Below are 25,921 nucleotides of genomic sequence, written 5' to 3' on the forward strand. Positions count from 1 at the left end.
GTTACTCCAAGTTAATTAATTTAGTGATGTTATGCGCTGTTTGGCAGGTGTGCGTGATAAATTCATCCACGCGATGTGTAGAGCGGAATTCAGGTGCCATAACTGAAACGACAGCTAACACATCATTTCCTTTGAAAATCGGTGCAGATACCCCCAGTACGCCTTCATCGATTTCACTTACAGACATGCCGTAACCTTGCTTGCGTATCTGTTGTAAATCTTGTTGTAGCTTTATTTTTTGTTGTTCAGTGGTTAACTGCTTTGTATGAGCTTCAAGTACTTGGTTTTGATAGAGTTCATGACGAAAAGCTAACAAGGTTTTCGCACTTGCTCCCTTAACTAAAGTATTGCCCCGCCCAATAATAAAAGAACAGCGTAGCGCTTGTTCACTCTCAATCATGTCGACACAAATGGTCTCTCGTAAATTTGAGGTAATAATCGCCACCGTTTCTTGGGTTTTTTTCGCTAAAGTTTGCAGTTCTTGTTTAGATGCGCTCATCAATAAACTGTGGTGATAGTATTTTTCTTGATTTTTGATACTCTGCGAGCCGACACAGTATGTGCCATATTGTTTTGCGTGAGATACAAATTCCCAATCTATGAGAATTGTTAGTAAACGATAGACGGTTGATAACGGGATCTCTAACGCTGATGAGATAGACTGTGGCGTCACTGGAGATGCGCAAGTTGTGATGTAAGACAAGATGTCTAAGGTTCTATTTATACTGTTCATAGCATCTCCTTTTTTTCGAACTTATCAGTAAATTTTTTTCGTCTCAAATATAATTCCCATAATATGAGAATTATATTGTAGCAAATAGGTTAAATTATGACTTTTATTTGCTTAGAATGAGAATATTCGAACAAGTATTAGCCAATTAGAGTGTTTGCATGTGTAAGCAAAAAAAGAATTACCGTAAAGGCGGTTTTACGTTTAAACAGTTTTTTGTGGCTCATGACCGATGTGCGATGAAAGTGGGGACTGATGGCGTGCTATTGGGGGCTTGGGCTCCCGTGGACGGTGTTCAATCTGTATTAGACATTGGAAGTGGTAGTGGGTTAATAGCCTTGATGTTAGCGCAAAGAAATACAAAGTTACGTGTTGATGCGGTCGAATTAGATAGTGATGCCGCAGTGCAAGCGCAGGGAAACTTTACTGAATCGCCATGGGCTGAGCGTTTGCATGTTATCAACCAAGATATTGTCAGCTACAGCCAGTTGCATTCAGTTCAGTATGATTTGATTGTGAGCAACCCACCGTATTTCGAACCTGCGGTTGCGTGTCGGGATGAAAAACGAGACCAAGCGCGATATACCGCGACATTAACTCATGATGTATTACTAGAAAGTGCAAAATCCTGTCTTCTATCTCATGGACTATTTTGTTTAGTGCTGCCCTATGAGGTCGGTGAAAAAATGCAGAAGATGGCTGAGAATTCAGGCTGGTTTACTGCTTTTCGCGTTAATGTTAGTGATAAACCTACAACAGCCTACCATCGCATGCTATTGGGCATTCAACTGCAAGAGACACAAACACAAGTGACATCGCTGGCACTCAAAGATGAAAAGGGTGAGTATACTGATGAATTTCGTAAACTAATTCAGCCATTTTATGTGAAATACTAAAGCCGGCACTTAAGGCCGGCCCTAGCTCACGTTATTCAGGTTGTAAAATAGTGGGGCCTGAATTAGGAAGTGGTTCTGGGTAATCTAAGGTGTAATGTAATCCCCGGCTTTCTTTGCGTTCTAATGCACAACGAACCATTAATTCAGCAACTTGAACTAGGTTTCGTAGTTCCAATAAATTATTTGAGATACGAAAGTTGGCGTAATAATCGTGAATCTCTTGTTGAAGTAAATGGATGCGGCGTAATGCACGTTCAAGGCGTTTAGTCGTTCTGACGATCCCCATGTAGTCCCACATAAATAGACGTAATTCATGCCAATTATGTTGAATAACCACCTGTTCATCTGAGTTATGTACTCGGCTTTCATCCCACTCAGATAAATAGGGAATATCATCGATCTGTTTGATCGTTTTATTAATGTTTTCAGCCGCCGCCCAGCCGTATACCAAGCATTCTAATAGCGAATTGGATGCCATACGGTTTGCACCATGTAAGCCGGTGTAGCTCACTTCGCCAATTGCATAGAGATTCGTGATATCAGTCATACCCGTTTCATCGACAATTACACCACCGCATGTGTAATGGGCCGCTGGGACGATAGGGATGGGCTCTTGAGTGAGGTCTAACCCTAAAGTCATCAATTTCGCATAAATAGTCGGGAAATGGTTTTTAACGAAATCGCTAGGCTTATGGCTAATGTCCAAATACATGCAATCAGCACCAAGGCGTTTCATTTCATGGTCAATAGCACGTGCAACAACATCGCGAGGGGCAAGTTCACCACGATCGTCGTGATCTGGCATAAACCGGCTACCATCAGGGCGCTTGAGGTAAGCCCCCTCACCACGTAATGCCTCAGTTAATAAAAAATTACGTGCTTGTGGATGAAATAAACAAGTTGGGTGAAATTGATTAAACTCAAGGTTAGCAACACGGCAGCCAGCTCGCCATGCCATTGCAATCCCATCACCAGAAGAAATATCTGGATTCGTGGTATATTGATAAACTTTGGCCGCGCCGCCCGTAGCCAGAACAATCGTTTTCGCTCGAATAGTTTCAACTTGTTCTTTTTGGCGGTTCCAAACGTAAGCACCTAAAATTCGCGGTGATTCAGCTGTGCTAGAAAGGATTAGGTCGACGGCATTATAGCGTTCTTTAATATGAATGTTTGGGTGAGCAAAAGCGAGGTCGACTAACGTGGTTTCAACTTCTTTTCCTGTCGCATCAGCATGATGGAGAATTCGTCGATGGCTATGGCCGCCTTCACGGGTCAAATGATACTGTGTTTCGCCGTTCTCGGTAATCTCTGTATCGAATAAAACACCTTGGTCGATAAGCCATTGAACGCATTGTTTTGCATTGGAGGCAATAAACTCAACAGCTTCTTTCTGGCAGATACCTGCACCAGCAATTAGTGTATCTTCTACATGAGATTCGATGCTGTCAGTGTCATCAAAAACTGCAGCAATACCGCCTTGTGCGTAATAAGATGCTCCTTCGCTAAGGCTGCTTTTACTAAGAATGGTCACTTGATGAAAGGGGGCGAGCCGCAAGGCAGCTGAAAGTCCTGCGACACCACTCCCAATGATTAAAATATCAGTGTAATGCTGTGTGGATTCGTTCATAAGTGTTTGCATGTATATAATAGTATGTATTGAGTTTTTTATGTTAGCCTATCGAGTGTCCTATTGCTATGAGTGGATGGCTGTTAAGGTACAGTATATTGACCTAGCGCTATTTACGTATTCAAATGGTTTTAGTGTGATAGCTATCGCATTCGTGCCTAAAATCTGTATGCTGTCTTCTGGATCTTGTAGTTAGTTGTTTTAATAAGGATCTTTAAGATCAACCAAGTAATTTTTTCATCAGTTTTGTAAATTTTTGACTATTTTTTTAGATTAAATTGAACTTCAACGAGTTCTACTACTCAAAGTAGTGCTTGCTTTAGGAAGGGAGAACATGATCAAGTTAACATATTATCGGCCTGAATTCGGGAGATACTTCCTGGAATGAGCGAGCAATTGACCGACCAGATTTTGGTTGAAAAGGTACAAAAAGGCGATCAACAAGCTTTCAACTTATTGGTGATAAAATATCAGCATAAAGTCGCGAGCTTAGTATCTCGCTATGTACCGCAAGCAGATGTGCCTGACGTTGCGCAGGAGTCATTTATAAAAGCTTATCGCGCCATTGGTTCGTTTCGTGGTGACAGCGCATTTTATACTTGGCTTTATCGGATTGCGGTAAATACAGCTAAAAATTATTTAGTTGCCCAAGATAGGCGCCCACCTGCGTCGGACTTGGAAGCGAGTGATGCAGAAAACTTTGAAACCGCGAGTGCCTTAAAAGAAATTTCGAACCCAGAGAACTTAATGTTGTCTGATGAATTAAAGAAAGTTGTTTTCCGGACCATCGAATCGCTGCCTGAAGATCTTAGAATGGCAATTACGCTCCGCGAGTTAGATGGTTTGAGCTATGAAGAAATCGCAGAAATAATGGATTGCCCAGTCGGCACCGTACGTTCTCGTATTTTTAGGGCAAGGGAAGCGATTGATAATAAAGTTCAGCCACTGATTCAACAGTATTAGTATGTTAAATCAGTCAATTAAACATAATTGTGATGCAATTAACTGAAGGTAATTGGGCATGCAAAGAGAGAAACTTTCCGCAATGATGGATGGCGAAGTACTAGACTTAGAACTGGTCAGCGCTATTTCACGTGATTCAACGTTAAAACAACGTTGGGAGAGCTATCATCTTATTCGTGATACTCTACGTAACGATACTAGTGAAGTCATGCATTTTGATATTGCAAGTAAAGTTGCGGCAGCATTAGAGAATGAAGCTGTGCGTATTAATCCTCAGGTAGTTGTCGAATCGCAGCCAGAGCCTGCGACTTGGGGGGCTTTCCCATTCTGGGGCAAAATTCGTCCTTGGGCGAGCCAGTTAACTCAAATTGGTGTTGCAGCCTGTGTGTCTTTGGCTGTAATTGTTGGCGTTCAACAATACAACCAAAGTAATGCGGTTGACTCACCGGTTGATGAGCCAATGTTCAATACCATTCCTGTCGGCAGCGGGGCACCAGTTAGCTTGAATATCTCAGATAACCAATTATTTGGTAATGAGCAGCAACTTCAACAAGTTGAACAACAAAATCAACGCATTAATGCGATGCTACAACAGTATGAAATTGAAAGACGCTCGATGCTCAACCAGCAATATCAAGAGTCTGCACAACCTGCGTCTTCAGCAGGAGTTAAATTGCAATAATGAATAAATGGTTATCCGTCATCTGCCTGACGGGCAGCCTGATTATTTCTAATCAAGCTTCGGCATCTGAAATAGATGCCGATGTTCTTTTTAAAGAAATGGGGAATGCTGCCCAGAACCTTTCTTACGAAATGTCTTATATGACATTTAGCCCGCAATCAATAACGCCTGTACGTTATCGCCATGCAATCATTAATGGTGAACCTGTTTCACAAATGATCCAAATGGACTCATCGCGTCGTGAAATTGTTCAAAAAGGTAATAGTATTAGTTATTTTGAACCAGGTTTTGATGCATTTAGCTTAAATGGCAAATATATAGTTGATAATTTGCCATCAGTAGTTTTTGCCAATTATCAGCAAATTAAACCTTATTATAATTTTATTGATGCGGGACGTACCCATATTGGTGATAGGCCTGCGTTAGTGATTCGCATAATATCGAAAGACAACTCTCGGTTTAACTATGTAGTATTAATCGATGAAGAAACGAAATTGCCATTACGTATCGACCTTCTTGATAATAATAGCCAAACATTAGAACAATTTCGTGTGATCTCGACGGTGCTAGATAGCCAAACAGTGAAAGACTCATTACTCGCATTAAGTAAGGTAAATATGCCACCATTATTGATTTCCCCTAAAAATGGAAATCCTTCTTTTAAATGGCAAGTTGGCATGTTACCTCCTGGTTTTGAAGAAATATCTCGTTCTTCGCGAAAATTAGCTGAAGACGACGTAGTAGAAACCGCAATGTTTAGTGATGGTTTATTTACCTTTTCTGTAAACGTGACAAAATCGACTAAAGGCCCGTTACTTGATCAACCGCTTCAAAATGGGCGTCGTACTATTTACACAATGACGCAAAAGCAAAATGTTATCACTATCATTGGTGAATTACCGTTAGCAACAGCGCAAGTGGTAGCCGGTAGTATTCAGTTTCGGGAGTAAATTATGGTAAAAGAGTGGGCAACAGTAGTCCGTTGGCAAAACGGTAGAGCTTTATTGCGCTATGGTTCTTCGTCCGGCTGTGGTAGTTGTGGTGCTCGTAAAACCTGTGGTTCTTATGCTTTAAGCAAAATAGGGCCAAATACGGAACATGAATTAGAAATTGCGATTGAACAACCGCTAGTTGAAGGGCAAAAAATTGAAGTGGGCATCCCGGAGGGAAGTTTGATCCGTTCAGCGCTATTAGTTTACTTAACGCCTATTTTGGGGTTATTTATTTTTGCAAGCTTAGCACAGGCGTTTGATTTTGAGCAGTTCTGGATAGCGATTTCAGGTGTAATTGGTGGTATTATTGGCTTTTATATTGCGCGTAGACTAGCCTCAAATTGGCGTGATGATGAAGCTTTTCAACCTGTTATTTTACAGATAGGGCTACCTCCAAGTGAGCTTTCAGTACAAGTTAATTGCTAAATTTCAATATATTGAGTTAGAAGGTTAATTTGATATTATCAATAGAAAGGGGAAACTTAAGTTTCCCCTTTTTGTGGATTAGAGTTAATTAACAAACAAATAGTATTATGGCGAACAAAGTTATTAACCTATTTTGTCTGTTTTGAGTTAGAAATTACAATAGATTGACTATGGCTATAGAAGTGGTAGGCGTGAGTTGTATTAATGATGAATTACGGCAACTAATCTATAACCTGATGCAGGTTTACAGTTGTTTTACATTGAATCTTTGTGTTAGCGGGTTCTTATATGTAAAATGCAGCTAATTAACAATCTTGTGATAATCATAGCATTTTAGTTTTGTTGCAATATTTGCACAAAGCTGATTTTGTAAGGCAATTTAAAAGAAGATATTACCTTGAAAATCAATAATATAAGAAACTTTTCCATCATTGCACATATCGACCATGGCAAGTCGACCTTGTCAGATCGCATCATTCAAATTTGTGGTGGCTTAACCGACCGCGAAATGGCGGCACAAGTTTTAGACTCGATGGACTTAGAGCGTGAGCGTGGGATCACTATTAAAGCACAGAGCGTAACGCTTGATTATAAAGCTTCAGATGGTGAAACTTACCAATTAAACTTCATTGACACACCGGGTCATGTTGACTTCTCTTATGAAGTGTCTCGTTCATTAGCTGCCTGTGAGGGGGCTTTGCTGGTGGTTGATGCAGGGCAAGGTGTTGAAGCTCAAACTTTGGCAAATTGCTATACCGCTATCGAGATGGACTTAGAAGTTGTTCCGGTCTTAAATAAAATTGATTTACCAGCTGCTGATCCTGAACGTGTTGCCGATGAAATCGAAGATATTGTCGGCCTTGACGCACATGATGCAGTTCGCTGCTCCGCAAAAACCGGTATTGGTGTTCAAGATGTGATTGAACGTCTTGTTAAAGAGATTCCACCACCTGTTGGTGATGCAGATGCTCCGTTACAAGCACTGATTATTGACTCTTGGTTTGATAACTATTTAGGCGTGGTTTCTTTGATCCGTATTAAGAGCGGAACATTGAGAAAAGGCGATAAAATTAAAGTTATGAGCACAGGGCAAGTGTATAACGCAGACCGCCTTGGGATTTTCACACCGAAGCAAATCGACCGCGATGTATTAAGTTGCGGTGAAGTGGGCTGGTTAGTTTGTGCGATTAAAGATATCACTGGCGCCCCAGTTGGGGATACATTAACTGGGGCTCGCAACCCGGCAGATAAAGCGTTACCAGGGTTTAAAAAAGTTAAACCACAGGTATATGCAGGCTTATTCCCCGTCAGTTCTGATGACTATGAATCATTCCGTGATGCATTAGGTAAATTAAGTCTAAATGACGCATCTTTATTTTATGAACCAGAAACTTCGACTGCGTTAGGCTTCGGCTTCCGTTGTGGTTTCCTTGGTTTATTGCATATGGAAATCATTCAAGAACGTTTAGAACGTGAATATGATCTTGATTTGATTACCACTGCACCGACTGTCGTGTATGAAGTGCAGCAAACTAACGGTGATATCGTGTATGTCGATAGCCCATCTAAGCTACCGGCATTGAACAATATTGAAGAATTACGTGAACCAATCGCAGAGTGTCACATGCTGATGCCTAAAGAATATTTGGGTAACGTTATTACACTTTGTATTGAGAAACGTGGCGTTCAGACCAATATGGTCTATCATGGTAATCAAGTATCGCTGACTTATGAAATCCCAATGGCAGAAGTAGTATTGGATTTCTTCGATCGCTTAAAATCAACGTCTCGCGGCTATGCATCTTTAGATTATGCATTTAAACGCTTCCAAGCATCAGATATGGTGCGTGTCGATGTTCTTATTAATAATGAACGTGTTGATGCTTTGGCCTTGATCACACACCGTGCGAATTCTCAATATCGCGGTCGTGAACTGGTCGAAAAAATGAAAGAGCTAATCCCGCGTCAGCAGTTCGATATTGCGATTCAAGCAGCGATTGGTAACCATATTATTGCTCGTTCTACAGTTAAACAATTGCGTAAAAACGTACTTGCCAAGTGTTATGGTGGTGACGTTAGCCGTAAGAAAAAACTGTTGCAGAAGCAAAAGGATGGTAAGAAACGTATGAAGCAAGTTGGTAACGTTGAGCTACCACAAGAAGCGTTTCTTGCTATATTGCATGTTGGTAAAGACTAAGTTTACAAGGAGCCTCAATGGCTAACACCTTTGCCTTGATCCTAACACTGGCAACATTAATCACAGGGATTATATGGTGTTTAGACAAGTTTAAATTTGCACCTGCGCGTAAAGCAAAACTCAAGCAGTTACAGGATGCAACGAATGGCGCCGTGAGTGAAGCGGATGTGGCAAATGCTGTCCGCCGCCCATCGTGGCTTGAAACAGGGGCGTCTATTTTCCCTGTGTTGGCGATTGTACTGATTGTGCGTTCATTTATTTATGAGCCATTTCAAATACCTTCAGGGTCAATGATGCCAACGTTGTTAGTTGGTGATTTTATGTTGGTTGAGAAATTTGCTTATGGTTTAAAAGACCCAATTACACAAACGACGTTAATCGAAACGGGTAAACCGAAACGTGGCGATATCGCAGTTTTTAAATACCCAAGAGATCCTAATGTTGATTTTGTAAAACGAGTTATTGGAATGCCGGGTGATAAAATTATTTATAACCCAGATGCAAAGGAATTAACAATTTACCCGAATTGTGCAGATAACAAATGTACAGAGACCTTACCTATTGTTTATGGTCCTCTGGCGCCGAGTGAATGGACCATGTTCCTTGATATCGGTTCTGTTGTTGATAACCAAAAGGGGAATTATGAAATTCCATTAGACCAACCTCTACCAAGGAATGCGTTACGCCAGTATGAGCGTAGTGAAAAATTGGATACGGTTGAGCATCAAATTTTAATTATTCGTCAAGCAATTACTGAAGCTAAATATCTGCAACCAGGTATGCCGAAGAACGAATGGATTGTTCCTGAAAAGCACTACTTTATGATGGGTGACAACAGAGATAATAGCTCTGACAGTCGTATGTGGGGCTTTGTACCAGAAGAAAATTTAGTCGGTCGTGCAGTATTTATTTGGTTAAGTCTTGATAAACAAGAAAATGAATGGCCGACAGGTATTCGCTTTAGCCGAATTGGTCCACTATAATTTGAATAGTGGGTCTAGCCAAATGTTGGAAATGCGGGTTTTCATTTGAAAATCCGCATTAACCGAAGCATTATTGTTTTACCCAGTGTACAATATAGATTAATTAATATTATTGGCTCCCCAATTATTAACTCTCCTATTTTAACTTATTGTAACTAATGAATTTTTATAATTAGTTCCACTGAGCTGTAAAATATATGGAAGCATAAGGAGTCAGTGCAAACGCAACAGTTTTGTAAAATGGTGAATTTTACAGGTCTGTTGCGTGTGCTTTTTTATCAAATAAAAAATGGTTGGGCGCACATGAACCCCTCTTTATTAGAAAAATTACAGCGTAAGCTTGGTTATCAATTCAAACAGAACGAGTTATTAATCCAAGCATTGACACATAGAAGTGCAAGTAGCAAACATAATGAGCGTCTAGAGTTTTTAGGTGACTCAATTTTGAGTTTTGTGATTGCAAATGACTTATACCACCGCTTTCCAAAAGTGGACGAGGGTGATATGAGTCGTATGCGAGCAACGCTTGTACGCGGAAATACATTAGCAGAAATCGCACGTGAATTTGAACTCGGTGAGTGTTTACGTTTAGGGCCGGGGGAATTAAAAAGCGGTGGTTTTCGTCGCGAATCTATCCTTGCTGATACTGTTGAAGCACTGATCGGTGGTATTTTTTTAGATAGTGATATCCAAACGATCGAAAGAATTATTTTAGATTGGTATCAAAGTAGACTGGTTGAGATCAGTCCGGGTGATAAGCAAAAAGACCCGAAAACAAGGTTACAAGAATATCTGCAAGGGCGCCATTTACCACTACCTAATTATTTGGTTGTTCAGGTTAAAGGTGAAGCTCACGATCAAGAATTTACGATCCACTGCCAAGTTAGTGGTATTGACCAACCGATTAATGGTGTTGGCTCAAGCCGTCGTAAAGCAGAGCAAGCAGCAGCAGAGCAAGCATTGAAAATTTTGGAGCTTGAATGAGTGAATTACAATCCCACTGTGGTTTTGTTGCCATAGTTGGACGGCCAAATGTCGGTAAATCGACATTATTGAATCAATTACTGGGGCAAAAAGTTTCGATTACTTCGAGAAAGCCACAGACGACTCGCCATCGTATTATGGGGATCCATACAGAAGATAATTACCAAATTATTTATGTTGATACCCCAGGACTTCATATTGAAGAAAAACGTGCAATTAACCGTTTAATGAACCGGGCTGCATCCAGTTCAATTGGTGATGTTGAGTTAGTTATTTTTGTCGTTGAAGGGACTAATTGGACCGCTGATGATGAAATGGTATTGACTAAATTATCTAGCTTACGTTGCCCTGTTATATTAGCAATTAACAAAATTGATAATGTGACTGATAAAACGATACTATTGCCTCATATTAGTATGATCAGTCAGAAAATGAATTTTTTAGATGTTGTTCCGATTAGTGCTGAAAAAGGTACTGGTGTGGATACAATTGCTAAAATTGTTAAACAGCATATCCCTGAAGCAGTACACCATTTTCCGGAAGATTACATTACTGACCGTTCTCAGCGTTTTATGGCATCTGAGATTATCCGTGAAAAGCTCATGCGTTTCTTAGGTGATGAGCTACCATATTCGGTGACGGTTGAAATTGAACAATTTAAGGTAACAGAAGCGGGTATTTACCATATCAATGGCTTGATTCTTGTTGAGCGTGAAGGCCAAAAGAAAATGGTTATTGGTAACAAAGGTAGCAAACTGAAAACCATCGGTACCGAAGCGCGTATCGATATGGAAAGAATGTTTGATAACAAGGTGCACCTTGAGCTTTGGGTTAAAGTTAAATCAGGCTGGGCTGATGACGAAAGAGCATTACGTAGCCTGGGTTATGTTGACGACCTAAAATAGTAGGTGGCAAAGTGAGTGGTTGGCAGCGTGCGTTTGTACTCCATTCAAGGCCTTACAGTGAGACGAGTTTATTACTCGATTTTTTTACTGAAGGCGAAGGAAAAATACGTTTACTTGCAAAAGGCGCTCGCCGTAATCGCTCACCATTAAGGGGCTGCTTACAGCCCTTCACACCTTTGCTAATCCGCTGGGGAGGCAAAGGTGAAATCAAAACCTTAATTAGTGCAGACCCGGTTTCTTTAGCCCTCCCTTTAACAGGAACCGTTCTATATAGCGGTTTATATCTTAATGAATTAACCGCGCGTGTATTAGAATTTGGTACACCATATTCTGCACTATTTTTTGATTATCTCTCCTGTTTACAAATTCTTGCTGCGAGTGAGCACACTCCTGAATTTGCCTTGCGTCGCTTTGAGCTAGCCTTGCTTTCTTACCTTGGTTATGGTGTTGATTTTTTACATTGTGCTGGTAGCGGGGAGCCCGTTTCTGACACAATGACTTACCGGTATAGAGAAGAAAAAGGATTTATTGGTAGTTTGGTTGTTGACCAGCTTAGTTTCACGGGTAAACAACTTAAAGCACTGGCAAGTCGCGAATTTCCTGATGCAGATACGCTTAAAGCAGCAAAACGTTTTACTCGACTTGCTTTAAAGCCTTATTTAGGTGGAAAACCTTTAAAAAGCCGAGAGTTATTTCGCCAGTTTACTTATTCGCCAGTTGTGCAGAACAAACAGAGTTGAAATTGTTTTTAATTTTATTTTTACCTAGTTTGTTATACCGCTAATACCCCTAATACCTCTATATATCCCTTTCTCATGTATCTTTTTAGCTGAACTGGCTTTATCAAACAATATATTTTTTTGTCGATATAAAATCTTACGAAGCGCTTCGCAAAAATTAAATACAACGACTGAAATAGGGTATGTATATTGGAATTTACTTCGAATGATGAGAGATTTATTCCCTCAGCACAGGAAATTACAGTAGGATAGTAGGCAGATAAGTTTATTAGCGTTTACTAATGAGGAATAAAAAATGGCAGAGCTTTTGTTAGGCGTAAATATCGACCATATTGCAACGGTTAGAAATGCAAGAGGAACTCAATATCCAGATCCTGTACAAGCTGCGTTCGTTGCTGAACAAGCGGGAGCTGATGGTATCACCATTCATTTACGTGAAGACCGCCGTCATATTACAGATAGAGATGTCACATTGCTAAATGAAACCATTCAAACTCGAATGAATCTTGAAATGGCGGTAACGGACGAAATGGTAGAGATTGCTTGTCGTGTTAAGCCTGCATTCTGCTGTTTAGTACCTGAAAAACGGGAGGAAGTGACCACGGAAGGCGGTTTAGATGTCGCAGGGCAAAAACAGAAAGTTGCAGATGCTGTTAAACGCCTCACAGAAGCGGGTATTTTAGTTTCATTGTTTATTGATGCAGACCACGCACAAATTGATGCTGCGCAAGAGTGTGGTGCTCCGTTTATTGAAATCCATACAGGAGCCTATGCAGATGCTAAAACAGAACAGGAGCAAGAACTTGAGTTTCGCCGTATTCATGATGGCGTTATATATGCGGCGAGTAAAGGAATTAAAGTCAATGCAGGTCATGGCTTAACCTATCATAACGTTCAACGTATTGCTCAGTTACCTGAAATTTATGAGCTTAATATTGGTCATGCAATTATTGGCCGAGCATTGTTCAGTGGGTTAGCTCAAGCCGTTGCTGATATGAAAAAAATTCTGTTGGAAGCGCGTAAATAATGGCAATTGTAGGGTTAGGTACAGATATTGTGGAAATTGCTCGTATTGAGTCTATGATTGAACGTACAGGTGACAGCCTTGCTAAACGCATTTTAACGGAGGCTGAGTTAGTCCAGTACCAACAACAATCAAAGCCAGCTCGCTTTTTAGCAAAACGCTTTGCAGTTAAAGAAGCTGCAGCAAAAGCACTAGGTACGGGAATTCGCAATGGTCTAGCGTTTAATCAATTTGAAGTCACTAATGACAAGCTTGGGAAACCCTTATTGAGCTTAAGTGATGAGGCATTAACGTTGGCTAACTGCATACATGCAACACACTTTCATGTTTCGATTACCGATGAGCGGCATTATGCGGTAGCTACTGTGATAATTGAAAGTACTATGAAGAATTAAAGTCTTTCTAAGTAGTAGAAAAATATAGGTTATTTATTGCTTGCTTGATTAGCCAATAAATAACCTATTAAAATAAAAGATATATTATCTGAAAATAGAATACAATACTTATTTTAAGTTAAATATCTATGGTTAACGCTATGAAATAAAATGGCCATTCAATCAGTTAATAAAGAATTGACTGGCTAATAATACATCGCTTTGTAATTAGTTTAATTAAAAACTATTTTCCATGGTGAAATTATATTATTCTCTTACAAATTTTCTAATTTCCCACTCTAAAGTTCGCTGAGATTGTTCATAAAAGAAGAAAAATCCATTTTCAGCATAAATTGCTGTTCCTTGTTTAGAGTTTCTTTTATAGTCAAGAGAGTCAAATAGTTTTATAGAACCATTTGCATAAATAGTAAATATATCTAATTTAGACTCAGTGGTGTTTGTACATATAAGGAATTGTTTGTTTTGATTTGGTTCATAAACAACTTGGAGGTCATCATGGAAAGTATCTAACACTCCATCTTGTACAAAATTTTTAAGATCTATTTTTCCATCTTTTGTTATTTCATAAATAACAAAAGACTTGTTCTTAGCTATACCAATAAAGTAATTATAGTCTTTTACAGTATAAACTAAACTTGTGCTGTAATAATTATTAAATTTACTTTTTTGAACGCTTTCACTTGATTTGGTCATAATATCCCTCTTTGAAAATTGGTAAATGCGAGGGGTTAATGTATCAGAAAATATTTATTGTAATAGTAATAAATATTATCAGAATATAATGTTTATTAATCTTTGGTAATAAATTGTATAAGCGAAAACTTATATAAGCTTAAACTGATAAGAATTCATCATAGGAAGTAAGCTACTACTAAATATTATTATGTTTATTTTTTATAATGATGAATTCTTAAAGTAATCATAGAGGTTTAAATTTTGTCTGCGTGGTGGATCATAACAAATTTATCCCATAGCTGATCTTGGCTTTCGATATGATTGGGATCAATAATGATAGTATTGTTTATGGGACATACTGATTGGCAGGTAGGCTTATCGTAGTGCCCTACACATTCAGTGCATAGGTTTGAGTCAATCTCATAAATTTCGTCACCCATAAAAATTGCATCATTTGGGCATTCAGGTTCACACATATCACAATTGATACAGCGTTTTGTAATTAATAAAGACATATCAGTGACTTATACTCGACTAAGTTAAAAAATAGTAACTTATACCTTGCACCTATTCGTTACTTCTATTCAATTCTTGTGTTTTTGTGCAACCATTTTACATTGAAAAGCTTGAAAAAGTAATACTAAATTACAATACTTATTTTTCATATTATTTAAATGTAAGTTTTTTAAAGTCCATTGTTATGCAGAATGGCTATTTTTCCCTGAAAAATAGGAATATTCAAATCAAAATGGTTTGGTTAATGGAATGTAAGTGAGTTATTTGGTTTTACTAATATTTTTTTATTGCTGTTTGGTTATGGGTTTAGTATTAATTAAAACTGGATTATATTTTTAATAGGAAAGTTATGATTTAAAAAGTTTGAAAAGGAAACTGTTTTTAACTGAAAAGTTTTAATATTAAGATGTTTTTTATTAATTAATGATAAAAAATTCTTTTTCGGGTATTATGGGAAGTATGTTTAATTATTGTCAATAAGGGTCTTGTATTTGACCCTTATTTATTTTGAATTTTAACTTAAATATAATGCGATGTTATTATTCTTCTATCGAATAGCTATGAATTTTCCAGTTTTTATCTTTTTCTGCTTGGCTATATATATGAATAAGACCATTAGCGATATAAAGCGTTGCTGATTGAATTGTATCTCCAACGTTGAAGTTATCAACATAGATCGGCTGTATACCTGCTTTATCATCTATTTGGTACAATTCGACAATTTTTTCATTTAAATTATAACCATATAAATATTGTTTATTTTTTGCTGAATCATAGAATGCTTGAATGTTACTAAGGTAGGACCTCAGTTTTCCTTTTTGTACTGGTGCATTTGGGTCAACTTTACCATTATCTGCCATAGAGTATACAACGTAAGTTTTATCTTTTGAGTGCCCTAAAAAATAATTACGTTTAGCTGCACTAAAGGTCATCTTTGTTGGATAGAAATCTTCGAATGCTCCATTTTATACTAATGTTCTAATAATAAGCATATATTTATTGCTTCCGTTGTTAATAATGAATAAGCCTAGTAATCATAAATAAGTTTGATTTAAAATAATCTTTATTATCAGTTCATTTCATATATCTAATTAATTGAATAAATATTCACAAAGAGTGAAAGTTATGATAAAAATAATAAAAAAGATAAAGGGTCAAAAATATGTTCGAAAATCTTGGCGTTCTTAACTTCTGGACTTATTTGGCAGGGTTAGTTTTAATCATTATTGTACCAGGACCTAACTCATTATATGTATTAAAAACAAGTACATCGAGTGGCACTCGGTTTGGTTATCGGGCTGCTCTAGGGGTATTTACTGGAGATGCAATATTAATTTTCCTGTCATTTATCGGTGTCGCTTCAGTGATTAAAGCATCCCCGACATTATTTATGATAGTTCGCTATTTAGGTGCGGCTTATCTACTATATTTAGGCGGTAAGATTTTATATAGCACATTTATGTATAAAAAATCGCAGCCAAACGGTATTGATGCTATCCCAATTAAAACAGAAAAACACTTTACTCGCGCTCTAGTGCTGAGCTTAACAAACCCGAAAGCAATTTTATTTTATATTTCTTTCTTTATACAATTTGTTGACTTTAATTACTCACATGCATGGGTACCTTACCTTGTACTTGCGACGATTTTAGAATTAGTGAGTTTTTTATACCTGAGCTTATTGATTTTTAGTGGCTATTTGATTGCGCGTTTTTTGCGTGAAAAGCAACTCCTTGCAAAGCTTGGAAATTGTACGGTAGGCGCTTTCTTTATGGGGTTTGCAGCTAAATTAGCGATTTTTAGCAATTAAAATTAGGTTGCTATTACAGAGACAAAAGCATTTTAATTGCGGTCATTCTAACATTTGAGGATAATCGCGTGTAAAACGCATTGACCAGAGGTAAGAGTGACGCAAATTGAAATTGATGAGTATTGGATGCAACAAGCTATTGAACTTGCGCTAAAAGCACAAGATCTTGGCGAAATTCCTGTTGGTGCGGTCTTAGTTAAAGACAATCGTTTAATTGCTTCAGGCTGGAATCGTTCAATTATTGACCATAATCCAACAGCACATGCTGAAATTATGGCTCTGCAACAAGCAGGGCAAGTGCTGTCAAATTATCGGTTATTGGATACCACATTATATGTAACGTTAGAGCCTTGCATTATGTGTGCAGGCGCAATGATCCACAGCCGTATTAATCGTGTCGTTTATGGTGCTAAGGATTTTAAAACTGGCGCTTGTGGTTCCTACCTAGATATTATGGGGCAAGCCGGGCTAAACCATTATGTGGATGTGACTGGTGGTGTTCTAGAAGAGCAATGTTCTTCAATGCTGAGTGCTTTTTTTAAATTGCGTAGAGCGCAAAAAAAAGAACAAAAGCGCTAACACAGTAAAATTTAGCGCACTTATTTTATTTCAGCATGATTTATAGCGAGTTTTCAGGTGCTTCTGGTGGCGAGATAGGTGTTTCATTATCGGTCTCATCGGTATTTTGTGATGGGTGTAATGAAAGTAAATATTTTCCTAATGGCAGCCTTTTTTCATCAAGAGTTTTAGATGGCCGCGCCGCAGAACTCATTTTCCCTAAATTCGTCATACTAACTTTTTCAGAAATAGGGGACTGATTTTGCATAGCTTGAGATTCAGTAGTGCTATGGTTCTCAGGAGAAATCAAATAAATAAGTGACTTCTGGGCAATATCAAGAGCATGCTGTTTTCTTTCTTGGCTTTGTAAGTAACCCACTAAACTTTGATGATAACGACGAATATTCTCAACGTAACGATAAGCTTCGTGGCCACGTGCATAACCATAAGTGAGTTGTGAGTAATATTTTTTCTGCGTCAATAAAGGTAAACGGGCTTTTACATCTAACCACCGGTTAGGGTCTCCGCCTAACATTTCAGTTAATTTACGGACATCCTGCATATGCCCATACCCCATATTATAGGCGGAAAGGGCAAACCAGATACGGTCATCCTCTTCGATGGTTTCAGGTAAACGCTCCATAATATAAGCAATATAAGCGGCGCCGCCCTTTATGCTTTCTTCCGGGTCTAACCTATCTGCAATACCCATTGTTGTTGCGGTTGGCTTTGTTAGCATCATTAGCCCGCGTACCCCCGTAGGTGAGGTCGCTAAAGGATCCCAATGGGACTCTTGCCATGCAATAGCCGCTAATAATTTCCAGTCAATTACCTGAGCATATTTTTCAAATAGAGGTTGATACTCGGGGAGTTTATTATCAATGGCTTTAATAAATGCCATTGTGTCGAAATAATCGAAAGACTCTACATGGCTGAAATATTTTTCATTAAGACGTGCAAGTAATTCGCTTTCATGGCTGATGTTGAAGAAATCAAGCAACGCAGCATCTAAACTGTTTTCTTTACTACGACGCATATACCAAGTAACAGCATGATCATCCAATAAATCAAAAGCAACCGCTAATTGCGGGTGAATACGTTGCTGTAGTGCAACGGCAATAGAGTCTTCTAATGTGTAGTCAACCTCACCATCGGCAACCATTTCAAGGATTTGATTGGTATTGTATTTTGAGGTTTCTTCCCACTTTAGGTTTGGGTATTCCTTGGCGAGTTCCTTCAAGGTACTTGCATGCGCCGTACCCGCTGTTACCAATAATTTACCCGTTATTTCATTGAAGTTTTTGGGGCGATTTGTTCCTTTGCGATAGACAAGTTGTTGAGTGACATTAAGATAACTTGGACCAGTTTTTGTTTTGGCTAAACGGTCTTTGTTATACAGTAAACCCGCAACCGCGATATCGGCATCGCCATTTTCAAGGTCATCAAATATTTGCTCGAATGTTGGGCGGATGGTTATCTTGAGTTTAACGCCTAAGTATGAGGCAAAGCCTTGAGCCAGCTCGTAGTCGAACCCACGCAGCTGTTTCTGCTCATCAATATAGATAAGTGGCGAGCTAACGGCACTAATACGTAATTCACCTTGAGAAATAATTTTATTAATTTGTGAATTCTGCGTATTGGGCCAGCGGACGTTAAAACCGATGACCATAGTTGCTAGTAGCGCGATGACCACGATAATTAAATAGTTAACTTTTAAGTTATTCAAATAATAGTTTCTCGTGCATTGACTGGTGCTGTATGTCCATAAAAGAGTATGGCTAAGTAATGGTTATAATTCCAGTAGTCGGCTATTTTGCTCAACATTTAGGAACGGTGCAACCTATATTATCGTATTTAGCACAGAATAATATTTAACTAATCGCTTTATTTTTAATCACGCAAACGGTTTCGTATTGATGAACATTGCTCTATAATGTGTTCCGGTTTCCCTGCTTTCATGTTCAGGGCTGGCGTTTAAAAGAGAGAAATTAAGACGATGGAAATTTTGCGTGGTTCACCTGCTCTATCAGCATTTCGTATTACCCGCCTTTTGGCGCTGTTTGCAGAAAAACAGCTTCCTGTCACGGATATCTATGCTGAGTATATGCACTTTGCTGAATTATCAGCGCCGTTGAGTGATAGTGAGCAAGGCAAACTGAGCAGTTTGTTAAAGTATGGTCCTTCTCTGGCTGAGCACGAGCCATTCGGTAAGCTTATTTTAGTCACTCCTCGTCCGGGAACTATCTCTCCGTGGTCTTCAAAAGCCACCGATATTGCACATAACTGTGGTCTTCGCCAAGTAAAGCGTATCGAACGCGGGATTGCTTATTATGTTCAAGGTGATGCATTGACCCAAGAACAGTGGCATGAAGTGATCGCCATTTTGCATGATCGCATGATGGAAAGCATTTTCTCTTCTTTTGAACAAGCGAGCGCACTGTTTGTGCAGCAACAGCCGGCACCAATGAAATCCATTGATGTGATTACAGGTGGCCGCCTTGCATTGGAAACAGCTAACAGGGAAATGGGGCTCGCGTTAGCCGATGACGAAATTGATTACCTGTTAGAGGCATTTACTGGGTTAAAACGTAATCCAACGGATGTTGAGCTCTATATGTTTGCGCAAGCAAACTCAGAACATTGCCGCCATAAAATCTTTAATGCAGACTGGGTAATTGATGGTGAAAAACAGCCTAAATCACTGTTTAAAATGATTAAAAATACGTTTGAAAAAACACCTGACCATGTTTTATCTGCTTATAAAGATAATGCCGCCGTTATGGAAGGTTCGTCTGTTGGCCGCTTTTTTCCTGAACCTGAAGGACGTACATACCGCTACCACCAAGAAGATGCTCATATCTTAATGAAGGTGGAAACTCATAACCACCCAACAGCGATTTCACCATGGCCGGGAGCAGCAACAGGCTCTGGCGGTGAAATTCGTGATGAAGGCGCAACAGGGCGCGGCGCGAAGCCAAAAGCTGGTTTAGTCGGTTTTTCTGTTTCTAACTTACGCATTCCCGGTTTTGAACAGCCTTGGGAAGAAGATTTTGGTAAACCAGAGCGCATTGTGACGGCTTTGGATATTATGATGGAAGGGCCATTAGGTGGGGCGGCATTCAATAATGAATTTGGTCGTCCTGCGCTATTAGGTTATTTCAGAACGTATGAAGAAAAAGTTAACAGCCACAATGGTGAAGAATTACGTGGTTACCATAAGCCTATTATGTTAGCGGGTGGTATCGGAAACATCCGTGCAGATCACGTACAAAAAGGCGATATTACGGTTGGTGCAAAACTGATTGTACTCGGTGGCCCTTCAATGAACATTGGGTTAGGTGGCGGGGCTGCATCATCAATGGCATCAGGCCAATCAGACGCAGATCTCGATTTTGCTTCGGTACAACGTGATAACGCCGAAATGGAACGCCGTTGCCAAGAAGTTATCGACCGTTGCTGGCAGCTTGGTGATGATAACCCTATCTTATTTATCCACGATGTGGGCGCAGGTGGTTTATCGAATGCCATGCCTGAGCTGGTGAGTGATGGTGGCCGCGGTGGACGTTTTGAGTTACGTAAAATTCTTAATGATGAACCGGGCATGAGCCCGCTAGAAGTTTGGTGTAATGAGTCTCAAGAGCGCTATGTGATGGCAGTTTCACCTGAGCAGCTTTCTGTCTTTACGGCGATTTGTGAACGTGAACGTGCGCCATTTGCCGTGATTGGGGAGGCGACTGAAGAGCGACATTTAACACTGAATGATGAACACTTTTCTAACCAACCTATAGATATGCCTTTGGATGTTTTACTGGGTAAAACACCAAAAATGCTGCGTGATGTAACAACATTAAAGGCAGAGCCCGATTCATTAGATAGAACAGCGATTAATTTAAATGAAGCGGTGAAGCGTGTTCTACATTTGCCTGCAGTAGCTGAAAAAACATTCTTAATCACCATTGGTGACCGCACAGTGACGGGTATGGTGGCACGTGATCAGATGGTTGGCCCATGGCAAATTCCTGTTGCTGACTGCGCGGTAACCACCGCTAGCTTAGATAGCTACTATGGGGAATCCATGTCAATAGGTGAAAGAACACCAGTAGCATTGGTAGACTTTGCTGCATCAGCACGAATGGCAGTTGGGGAAGCATTAACTAATATCGCATGTTCTTATGTGCAAGATTTAAAACGCGTTAAATTGTCGGCTAACTGGATGGCAGCAGCTGGGCACCCTGGTGAAGATGCAGGTCTATATGAAGCGGTTAAAGCGGTAGGAGAAGAACTGTGCCCTGCGTTAGGTTTAACTATCCCAGTTGGTAAAGACTCCATGTCAATGAAAACGCGTTGGCAGCAAGATGGCGAAGAACGCGAAATGACCTCGCCACTTTCTTTGGTGATTAGTGCATTTGGTCGTGTTGAAGATGTTCGCTTGACAGTGACACCTGAATTAAAAGTAACTAATGATAATGCCTTGTTATTAATTGACCTTGGGCAAGGCAATAATGCGCTGGGCGGCTCTGCGCTCGCACAGGTATATCGTCAGTTAGGTAATAAAGCCCCTGATGTACGCAGTCCAGAAGTATTACTTGGCTTCTTTAATACAATTCAGAAGTTGTTATCAGAGCAAAAACTTCTAGCCTACCATGACCGCTCAGACGGTGGTTTATTCGTCACTTTAGTAGAAATGGCTTTTGCGGGTCATTGCGGTATTAATGTTGATATCAGCTCTTTTGATGAAGACACGCTTGCGGCGTTATTTAACGAAGAGCTAGGAGCAGTCATTCAAATTAATGAAGCCGATAGAGCGTATGTAGCAGAATGTTTTGAGCAAGCAGGGCTGGCAGGTTGCGTTCATTATTTAGGTTCTGCAATACATGATGATGTCGTGATTATTAATAGCCGAGATACGGTTGTATATCGTGAATCTCGTAGTTTATTGCGTCAATGGTGGGCTGAAACTACTTGGCAAATGCAACGCTTGCGTGATAACGAAGTGTGTGCAGACGAAGAGCATGCGATGAAACAGGATAACCAGGACCCTGGTTTGAATGTGAAACTGACGTATGACATTGAAGAAGACATCGCAGCGCCGTTTATTTTGTCAGGCGTGCGCCCTAAAGTGGCTGTTTTACGCGAACAAGGCGTGAACTCGCATGTGGAAATGGCCGCCGCTTTTGACCGTGCTGGTTTTGATGCGGTTGATGTGCACATGAGTGATTTACTTGCAGGTAACTTGTCTTTGGAACAATTCCAAACATTGGTGGCTTGTGGTGGTTTCTCTTATGGGGACGTATTAGGTGCGGGTGAAGGTTGGGCAAAATCTATTTTATTCAATAATAAAGTTCGTGATGAATTTGCTACGTTCTTTAACCGCCCAGATACCTTATCTCTTGGGGTGTGTAATGGTTGCCAGATGATGTCGAACTTACATGAGCTGATCCCTGGTGCGGAATTCTGGCCTCGCTTTGTACGTAACCGTTCAGAACGTTTTGAAGCGCGCTTTAGTTTAGTAGAAATTGCGAATAGCCCATCGTTATTACTGCAAAATATGGCAGGCTCTCGTATGCCTATTGCTGTTTCTCATGGTGAAGGGCAAGTGGAAACACGTGCAGCGGCACATTTACAGCAATTAGAAGATAACGGGCTGGTGGCGATGCGTTTCGTGAATAACTATGGCCAAGTGACAGAGCAATATCCAGCTAACCCGAACGGGTCAGTTAATGGAATTACTTCGGTGACATCGAAAGACGGCCGTGCAACGATTATGATGCCGCATCCTGAGCGTGTTTTCCGTACGGTAAGCAACTCATGGCACCCTGAAAATTGGGGAGAGGACAGCCCATGGATGCGGATTTTCCGTAATGCACGTAAGCAATTAGGCTAATAAGTATTTTAATAAATTAGTCGCTGGGCTAATTTGAATACAAGCACTCTATCGTCAGGGATAAAACTAAAGCGATAGAGTGCTTTTTTATTATGTTATTTTTACAAATTATCATTTGTTTTTACTTTAGCTATATTTGAATGGATATGAATAATGCGAGTTTGTTTTTATTATTTAAATATTAATTAATTTTAAATTTGTTTTATGAATAATTTTATTGATATATCAGATTAACTTCTTAATTAAAAGATAAATTAAATGTTAAATTATTAAATGTTAAATGCTACTAAGTCAATGAATGGCTCAGCAGTTTATATTCAAATGAATTTTGATAGGAGTTAATATGGATGCGATAAGTAAATTGAAGGAAATTATTGATTTTGAAAAGATAGTTGTAGATTCTAATTATCTTAATAAAGGACCAATATATATTAACTTAATGAAGAGAAATCTTAATTTAGGTGAAGCTAAAGGGCATGAAGTCAAATTGGAATATACTAATAATGTGTTTTTTTCAGGGGAAATAGAATCCAATTTATTTATAAAAGGGAATAAAAACAATAATATTTTAGATGCGGGTGTAATGAAAGCTTCTATTAATGGATATGGTGGGAACGATCATCTTATTTTTAGGTCGGGTGTTGCGAGAGGTGGGGATGGTGATGATAATTATTATTTACGCCGTTTTCAATGGAAGAATGTTAAAAATAAAAGTATAACTAAATTAAATGCGAGAATTGTTGAGAATACAAAAGGTCAGAGTGATGTTCACTTAGGGTATACTTTAAAGGAAATAGTTAACGTAAAATGCATAGGTAATGATCTAGTATTAACAATAAAGGCAAAATCGCCATATAAAATCTCAGATGTTTTAGTACTAAATATTACATTAAAAAATGCTTATCAAGATACTTTAAATGGGAAAAAACTAAAGCATCATTACCAGCTCTATACACATGATGGGTTTTGTTTAAATCCGATTTTAAATAATAATAGTGATAAGAAAAATTCGGAAAAATTTTATGAGATTACCTATCTTCAAGATAATGATTATCTTAAGAGAAGTAATGAAAGTGATAAAGTCAAAATCAATCAAGAAAAGCAAAGTATAATTATTAATAATCATGGGTACTGTTCTCCTTCATGGGGTTATTTCAATTTTAATGGAAATATTAAAAACCTAACTTATAGAGGTGGTGACGGTAATGATTATTTAACAATGGTTAATAGAAATAGTTATATTACAGCAACAAAAGGGAATGATATTTATCAATTAAAACCCAGTGATCTTATTCAATCAGAATTGACTATTAATCTAGGTAATTTGGAGGGAAGGGATGCTCGTGATAGTAGCATTATTATAAAATCACCTGATGAATATGGAGGTCAGTTACATACAGACGGTCAATCAATATATTTTACCAATATGTTTAATGATAGAAAACTGGATATCAAATTTGTCGGTTATGAAAATAAGGACTTTCAGCATATATATATTAAGGATGCAAATGATAATTTAATTAAGATTAATTTAAATAGCAAAGGGCATGAAATAGTAACTAAAAAGACAACCGGTTTATTTACTGAACAATCGGATATATTCTATCTTAGAAGAGGTGAATCCTATCAAGGTGCTATTATTGATGCACTAGGTGGGGATGATGAAATTAATAATTATAGTGAGAAAGGTGTGATTGCTAATGGCGGTAATGGTAACGACAAACTGATAGCCTATAAGGGAATGAATGTTTTATATGGTGGGCAGGGGAATGATGTAGTTAATGGCGGTAAGCAAGGGGATTTATTACTTTCTGATTTAGGTAATGATATTTTAAATGGCAATCATGGTAATGACCACTATATTGTTGATGGTTCCAAAGGTACTGGAACAACAATTATTGATGATACCAATGGTATTAATGATATCCACTTAATGTATTTTAATAAAAAATATAAAGAAGTAGAAGAAAATGGAATGAAGTATCAGGTGTTTAAGTCAATTTCAACATTACGTGAGGTGAAAATAAAGATAATATCGTCTAACGAAATAAATAGAAATCACATTCACCATTATGACAAACTTCCTGATAATATTCCTAACGATGTTAAAGAAAGTATGAGCCATATGGTAAGGTATCTAGCTGAGCACAAGCAGTACTGGAAAAGAGAACATCCATTATTACCATGGCAGCCGATGCTTGCTTTTAAAGATTTTTTTGAAAATACAGAGCACTCAAAAATAGATTTATCTTTACCTGAAATTAATATTGCGGAGGATTCAAATCCTTCTCAGTTAGTTATAAATTTAACAAAAAATCAATATAAAATAGCTGATGAAAGCCAACATGGACGAGTATTTAAAGCAAAGATGAATATAGGCAGTATATCTATGGCACACAATGCTGCTGGTCATAATGTTTTATATGCAGACGAAGGAAATATTGATTTATTTGGTGGTGCTGGGAATGATGTGCTTATTGCAAATGGTCATAATGGATTGTTAAGTGACAATAAAGGGGAGAATACATTTATTGTTAATGGGGAATTCACAGGGGAAAGCGTTATCCATCGCTATAGTGATAAAGACACAATACACTTAATTAGCTTTAATAAAACACCAGAAATATTAGAATCTGATAACCAAAATGAAATGGCTCGCTATGTGTTCAGTTCAGAGTCCGGTTATAAAGTTACTCTTATCCAGCACAAAAATAATCAAGCACCAGTCGTTATTCATCATAATTCCTTGCCGGGTGCCCAAAAATATACGACAGCACAAAAGCTTGATTATTTAGTGAATACTTTAGCTGAAATGCGATTACAAGATGAATATAACAGCGTTGGGACTCATGATTTTGAAAGAATAAATAGTGATTGGCAACCTACTCAGCTTGTGAACAATTTTTTGTCAAAAAGGTAAGTTTATAAAGAATA

General features: G+C 38.7%; 22 protein-coding genes. 16 read left to right on the plus strand and 6 right to left on the minus strand.

Going from position 1 to position 25,921, the window contains the following annotated elements; translation table 11 throughout:
* Position 1 precedes the first annotated feature (1 nt).
* Positions 2 to 733 (minus strand): IclR family transcriptional regulator, encoded by a 732-nt coding sequence (locus tag P3L37_RS06495; protein ID WP_004912819.1) that lies wholly within the window; start codon positions 731 to 733, stop codon positions 2 to 4.
* A gap of 158 nt (positions 734 to 891) precedes the next feature.
* On the opposite strand from P3L37_RS06495, the gene trmN reads away from it, so the two are divergent.
* Positions 892 to 1,626 (plus strand): tRNA(1)(Val) (adenine(37)-N(6))-methyltransferase TrmN, encoded by a 735-nt coding sequence (trmN, locus tag P3L37_RS06500; RefSeq protein WP_196719396.1) that lies wholly within the window; start codon positions 892 to 894, stop codon positions 1,624 to 1,626.
* Positions 1,627 to 1,657: 31 nt separating this feature from the next.
* Here trmN and nadB read toward each other — a convergent pair whose 3' ends face one another.
* The gene (gene nadB / locus P3L37_RS06505; RefSeq protein WP_162598828.1) at positions 1,658 to 3,253 is read right to left on the minus strand and encodes an L-aspartate oxidase; all 1,596 of its coding nucleotides are present in this window, start codon (positions 3,251 to 3,253) and stop codon (positions 1,658 to 1,660) included.
* Positions 3,254 to 3,637: 384 nt separating this feature from the next.
* Here nadB and rpoE point away from each other — a divergent pair, with 384 nt between their 5' ends.
* The 11 genes from rpoE to acpS all read left to right on the plus strand — a co-directional run bounded on the left by rpoE (position 3,638) and on the right by acpS (position 13,544).
* Positions 3,638 to 4,216 carry an RNA polymerase sigma factor RpoE gene (gene rpoE / locus P3L37_RS06510; protein WP_004912810.1) on the plus strand — a complete coding sequence of 193 codons (579 nt, stop codon included), beginning with the start codon at positions 3,638 to 3,640 and terminating at the stop codon, positions 4,214 to 4,216.
* A 58-nt stretch (positions 4,217 to 4,274) separates the two neighbouring features.
* Positions 4,275 to 4,898 (plus strand): anti-sigma-E factor RseA, encoded by a 624-nt coding sequence (rseA, locus tag P3L37_RS06515; RefSeq protein ID WP_004912807.1) that lies wholly within the window; start codon positions 4,275 to 4,277, stop codon positions 4,896 to 4,898.
* Positions 4,898 to 5,848, plus strand: a complete 951-nt coding sequence (gene rseB, locus P3L37_RS06520; protein WP_004912804.1) for a sigma-E factor regulatory protein RseB — start codon at positions 4,898 to 4,900, stop codon at positions 5,846 to 5,848. Before rseA ends, rseB begins: the two co-directional genes overlap by 1 nt.
* A gap of 3 nt (positions 5,849 to 5,851) precedes the next feature.
* Positions 5,852 to 6,316 carry a SoxR-reducing system protein RseC gene (gene rseC, locus P3L37_RS06525; protein WP_110732041.1) on the plus strand — a complete coding sequence of 155 codons (465 nt, stop codon included), beginning with the start codon at positions 5,852 to 5,854 and terminating at the stop codon, positions 6,314 to 6,316.
* A 403-nt stretch (positions 6,317 to 6,719) separates the two neighbouring features.
* Positions 6,720 to 8,513 carry a translation elongation factor 4 gene (lepA, locus tag P3L37_RS06530; protein ID WP_042851876.1) on the plus strand — a complete coding sequence of 598 codons (1,794 nt, stop codon included), beginning with the start codon at positions 6,720 to 6,722 and terminating at the stop codon, positions 8,511 to 8,513.
* Between the two features lie 17 nt (positions 8,514 to 8,530).
* On the plus strand, positions 8,531 to 9,496 hold the full coding sequence (gene lepB, locus P3L37_RS06535) for a signal peptidase I (protein ID WP_109911449.1): 966 nt from the start codon (positions 8,531 to 8,533) through the stop codon (positions 9,494 to 9,496).
* A gap of 303 nt (positions 9,497 to 9,799) precedes the next feature.
* Complete coding sequence (gene rnc, locus P3L37_RS06540) at positions 9,800 to 10,480, plus strand: ribonuclease III (protein ID WP_004912793.1); 681 nt, start codon at positions 9,800 to 9,802, stop codon at positions 10,478 to 10,480.
* The gene (gene era, locus P3L37_RS06545; protein ID WP_004912791.1) at positions 10,477 to 11,385 is read left to right on the plus strand and encodes a GTPase Era; all 909 of its coding nucleotides are present in this window, start codon (positions 10,477 to 10,479) and stop codon (positions 11,383 to 11,385) included. The genes rnc and era overlap by 4 nt, the downstream gene beginning before the upstream one ends.
* An 11-nt stretch (positions 11,386 to 11,396) precedes the next feature.
* Complete coding sequence (gene recO, locus P3L37_RS06550) at positions 11,397 to 12,125, plus strand: DNA repair protein RecO (protein WP_004912788.1); 729 nt, start codon at positions 11,397 to 11,399, stop codon at positions 12,123 to 12,125.
* Positions 12,126 to 12,420: 295 nt separating this feature from the next.
* A complete protein-coding gene (gene pdxJ, locus P3L37_RS06555; RefSeq protein ID WP_272667340.1) occupies positions 12,421 to 13,152 on the plus strand; it encodes a pyridoxine 5'-phosphate synthase in 732 nt (243 codons plus the stop codon).
* Positions 13,152 to 13,544 (plus strand): holo-ACP synthase, encoded by a 393-nt coding sequence (gene acpS / locus P3L37_RS06560; protein ID WP_004912785.1) that lies wholly within the window; start codon positions 13,152 to 13,154, stop codon positions 13,542 to 13,544. The genes pdxJ and acpS overlap by 1 nt, the downstream gene beginning before the upstream one ends.
* Before the next feature lie 246 nt (positions 13,545 to 13,790).
* Here acpS and P3L37_RS06565 read toward each other — a convergent pair whose 3' ends face one another.
* From P3L37_RS06565 to P3L37_RS06575, 3 genes are all read right to left on the minus strand, one after another.
* Complete coding sequence (locus P3L37_RS06565) at positions 13,791 to 14,237, minus strand: hypothetical protein (protein ID WP_004912779.1); 447 nt, start codon at positions 14,235 to 14,237, stop codon at positions 13,791 to 13,793.
* A gap of 236 nt (positions 14,238 to 14,473) precedes the next feature.
* Complete coding sequence (locus P3L37_RS06570) at positions 14,474 to 14,734, minus strand: YfhL family 4Fe-4S dicluster ferredoxin (RefSeq protein WP_004912777.1); 261 nt, start codon at positions 14,732 to 14,734, stop codon at positions 14,474 to 14,476.
* 540 nt (positions 14,735 to 15,274) lie between these two features.
* On the minus strand, positions 15,275 to 15,667 hold the full coding sequence (locus P3L37_RS06575) for an XRE family transcriptional regulator (RefSeq protein WP_109911450.1): 393 nt from the start codon (positions 15,665 to 15,667) through the stop codon (positions 15,275 to 15,277).
* Between the two features lie 230 nt (positions 15,668 to 15,897).
* Here P3L37_RS06575 and leuE point away from each other — a divergent pair, with 230 nt between their 5' ends.
* Together leuE and tadA are read left to right on the plus strand one after the other, a co-directional pair.
* On the plus strand, positions 15,898 to 16,545 hold the full coding sequence (leuE, locus tag P3L37_RS06580) for a leucine efflux protein LeuE (protein WP_004912773.1): 648 nt from the start codon (positions 15,898 to 15,900) through the stop codon (positions 16,543 to 16,545).
* A 96-nt stretch (positions 16,546 to 16,641) separates the two neighbouring features.
* Positions 16,642 to 17,124, plus strand: coding sequence for a tRNA adenosine(34) deaminase TadA (gene tadA, locus P3L37_RS06585; RefSeq protein ID WP_109911452.1), 483 nt, complete (start codon positions 16,642 to 16,644; stop codon positions 17,122 to 17,124).
* 40 nt (positions 17,125 to 17,164) lie between these two features.
* Here the strand turns inward: tadA and mltF are convergent, their stop codons facing one another.
* A complete protein-coding gene (mltF, locus tag P3L37_RS06590; RefSeq protein ID WP_109911453.1) occupies positions 17,165 to 18,829 on the minus strand; it encodes a membrane-bound lytic murein transglycosylase MltF in 1,665 nt (554 codons plus the stop codon).
* Between the two features lie 270 nt (positions 18,830 to 19,099).
* On the opposite strand from mltF, the gene purL reads away from it, so the two are divergent.
* A complete protein-coding gene (purL, locus tag P3L37_RS06595; RefSeq protein WP_109911454.1) occupies positions 19,100 to 22,987 on the plus strand; it encodes a phosphoribosylformylglycinamidine synthase in 3,888 nt (1,295 codons plus the stop codon).
* A gap of 343 nt (positions 22,988 to 23,330) precedes the next feature.
* The gene (locus P3L37_RS06600; RefSeq protein WP_238562709.1) at positions 23,331 to 25,907 is read left to right on the plus strand and encodes a calcium-binding protein; all 2,577 of its coding nucleotides are present in this window, start codon (positions 23,331 to 23,333) and stop codon (positions 25,905 to 25,907) included.
* Positions 25,908 to 25,921: the final 14 nt, after the last annotated feature.

Origin of the sequence: Providencia sp. PROV114, assembly GCF_032704305.1 — a bacterium.
GTDB lineage: Bacteria > Pseudomonadota > Gammaproteobacteria > Enterobacterales > Enterobacteriaceae > Providencia > Providencia rettgeri.

What these genes read in the sequence shown, in the direction of transcription:
- P3L37_RS06495 (WP_004912819.1), bottom strand. Translation starts at nt 733, where the DNA reads ATGAACAGTATAAATAGAACCTTAGACATCTTGTCTTACATCACAACT.
- trmN (WP_196719396.1), top strand. Translation starts at nt 892, where the DNA reads ATGTGTAAGCAAAAAAAGAATTACCGTAAAGGCGGTTTTACGTTTAAA.
- nadB (WP_162598828.1), bottom strand. Translation starts at nt 3,253, where the DNA reads ATGAACGAATCCACACAGCATTACACTGATATTTTAATCATTGGGAGT.
- rpoE (WP_004912810.1), top strand. Translation starts at nt 3,638, where the DNA reads ATGAGCGAGCAATTGACCGACCAGATTTTGGTTGAAAAGGTACAAAAA.
- rseA (WP_004912807.1), top strand. Translation starts at nt 4,275, where the DNA reads ATGCAAAGAGAGAAACTTTCCGCAATGATGGATGGCGAAGTACTAGAC.
- rseB (WP_004912804.1), top strand. Translation starts at nt 4,898, where the DNA reads ATGAATAAATGGTTATCCGTCATCTGCCTGACGGGCAGCCTGATTATT.
- rseC (WP_110732041.1), top strand. Translation starts at nt 5,852, where the DNA reads ATGGTAAAAGAGTGGGCAACAGTAGTCCGTTGGCAAAACGGTAGAGCT.
- lepB (WP_109911449.1), top strand. Translation starts at nt 8,531, where the DNA reads ATGGCTAACACCTTTGCCTTGATCCTAACACTGGCAACATTAATCACA.
- rnc (WP_004912793.1), top strand. Translation starts at nt 9,800, where the DNA reads ATGAACCCCTCTTTATTAGAAAAATTACAGCGTAAGCTTGGTTATCAA.
- era (WP_004912791.1), top strand. Translation starts at nt 10,477, where the DNA reads ATGAGTGAATTACAATCCCACTGTGGTTTTGTTGCCATAGTTGGACGG.
- pdxJ (WP_272667340.1), top strand. Translation starts at nt 12,421, where the DNA reads ATGGCAGAGCTTTTGTTAGGCGTAAATATCGACCATATTGCAACGGTT.
- acpS (WP_004912785.1), top strand. Translation starts at nt 13,152, where the DNA reads ATGGCAATTGTAGGGTTAGGTACAGATATTGTGGAAATTGCTCGTATT.
- P3L37_RS06565 (WP_004912779.1), bottom strand. Translation starts at nt 14,237, where the DNA reads ATGACCAAATCAAGTGAAAGCGTTCAAAAAAGTAAATTTAATAATTAT.
- P3L37_RS06570 (WP_004912777.1), bottom strand. Translation starts at nt 14,734, where the DNA reads ATGTCTTTATTAATTACAAAACGCTGTATCAATTGTGATATGTGTGAA.
- P3L37_RS06575 (WP_109911450.1), bottom strand. Translation starts at nt 15,667, where the DNA reads ATGACCTTTAGTGCAGCTAAACGTAATTATTTTTTAGGGCACTCAAAA.
- leuE (WP_004912773.1), top strand. Translation starts at nt 15,898, where the DNA reads ATGTTCGAAAATCTTGGCGTTCTTAACTTCTGGACTTATTTGGCAGGG.
- purL (WP_109911454.1), top strand. Translation starts at nt 19,100, where the DNA reads ATGGAAATTTTGCGTGGTTCACCTGCTCTATCAGCATTTCGTATTACC.
- P3L37_RS06600 (WP_238562709.1), top strand. Translation starts at nt 23,331, where the DNA reads ATGGATGCGATAAGTAAATTGAAGGAAATTATTGATTTTGAAAAGATA.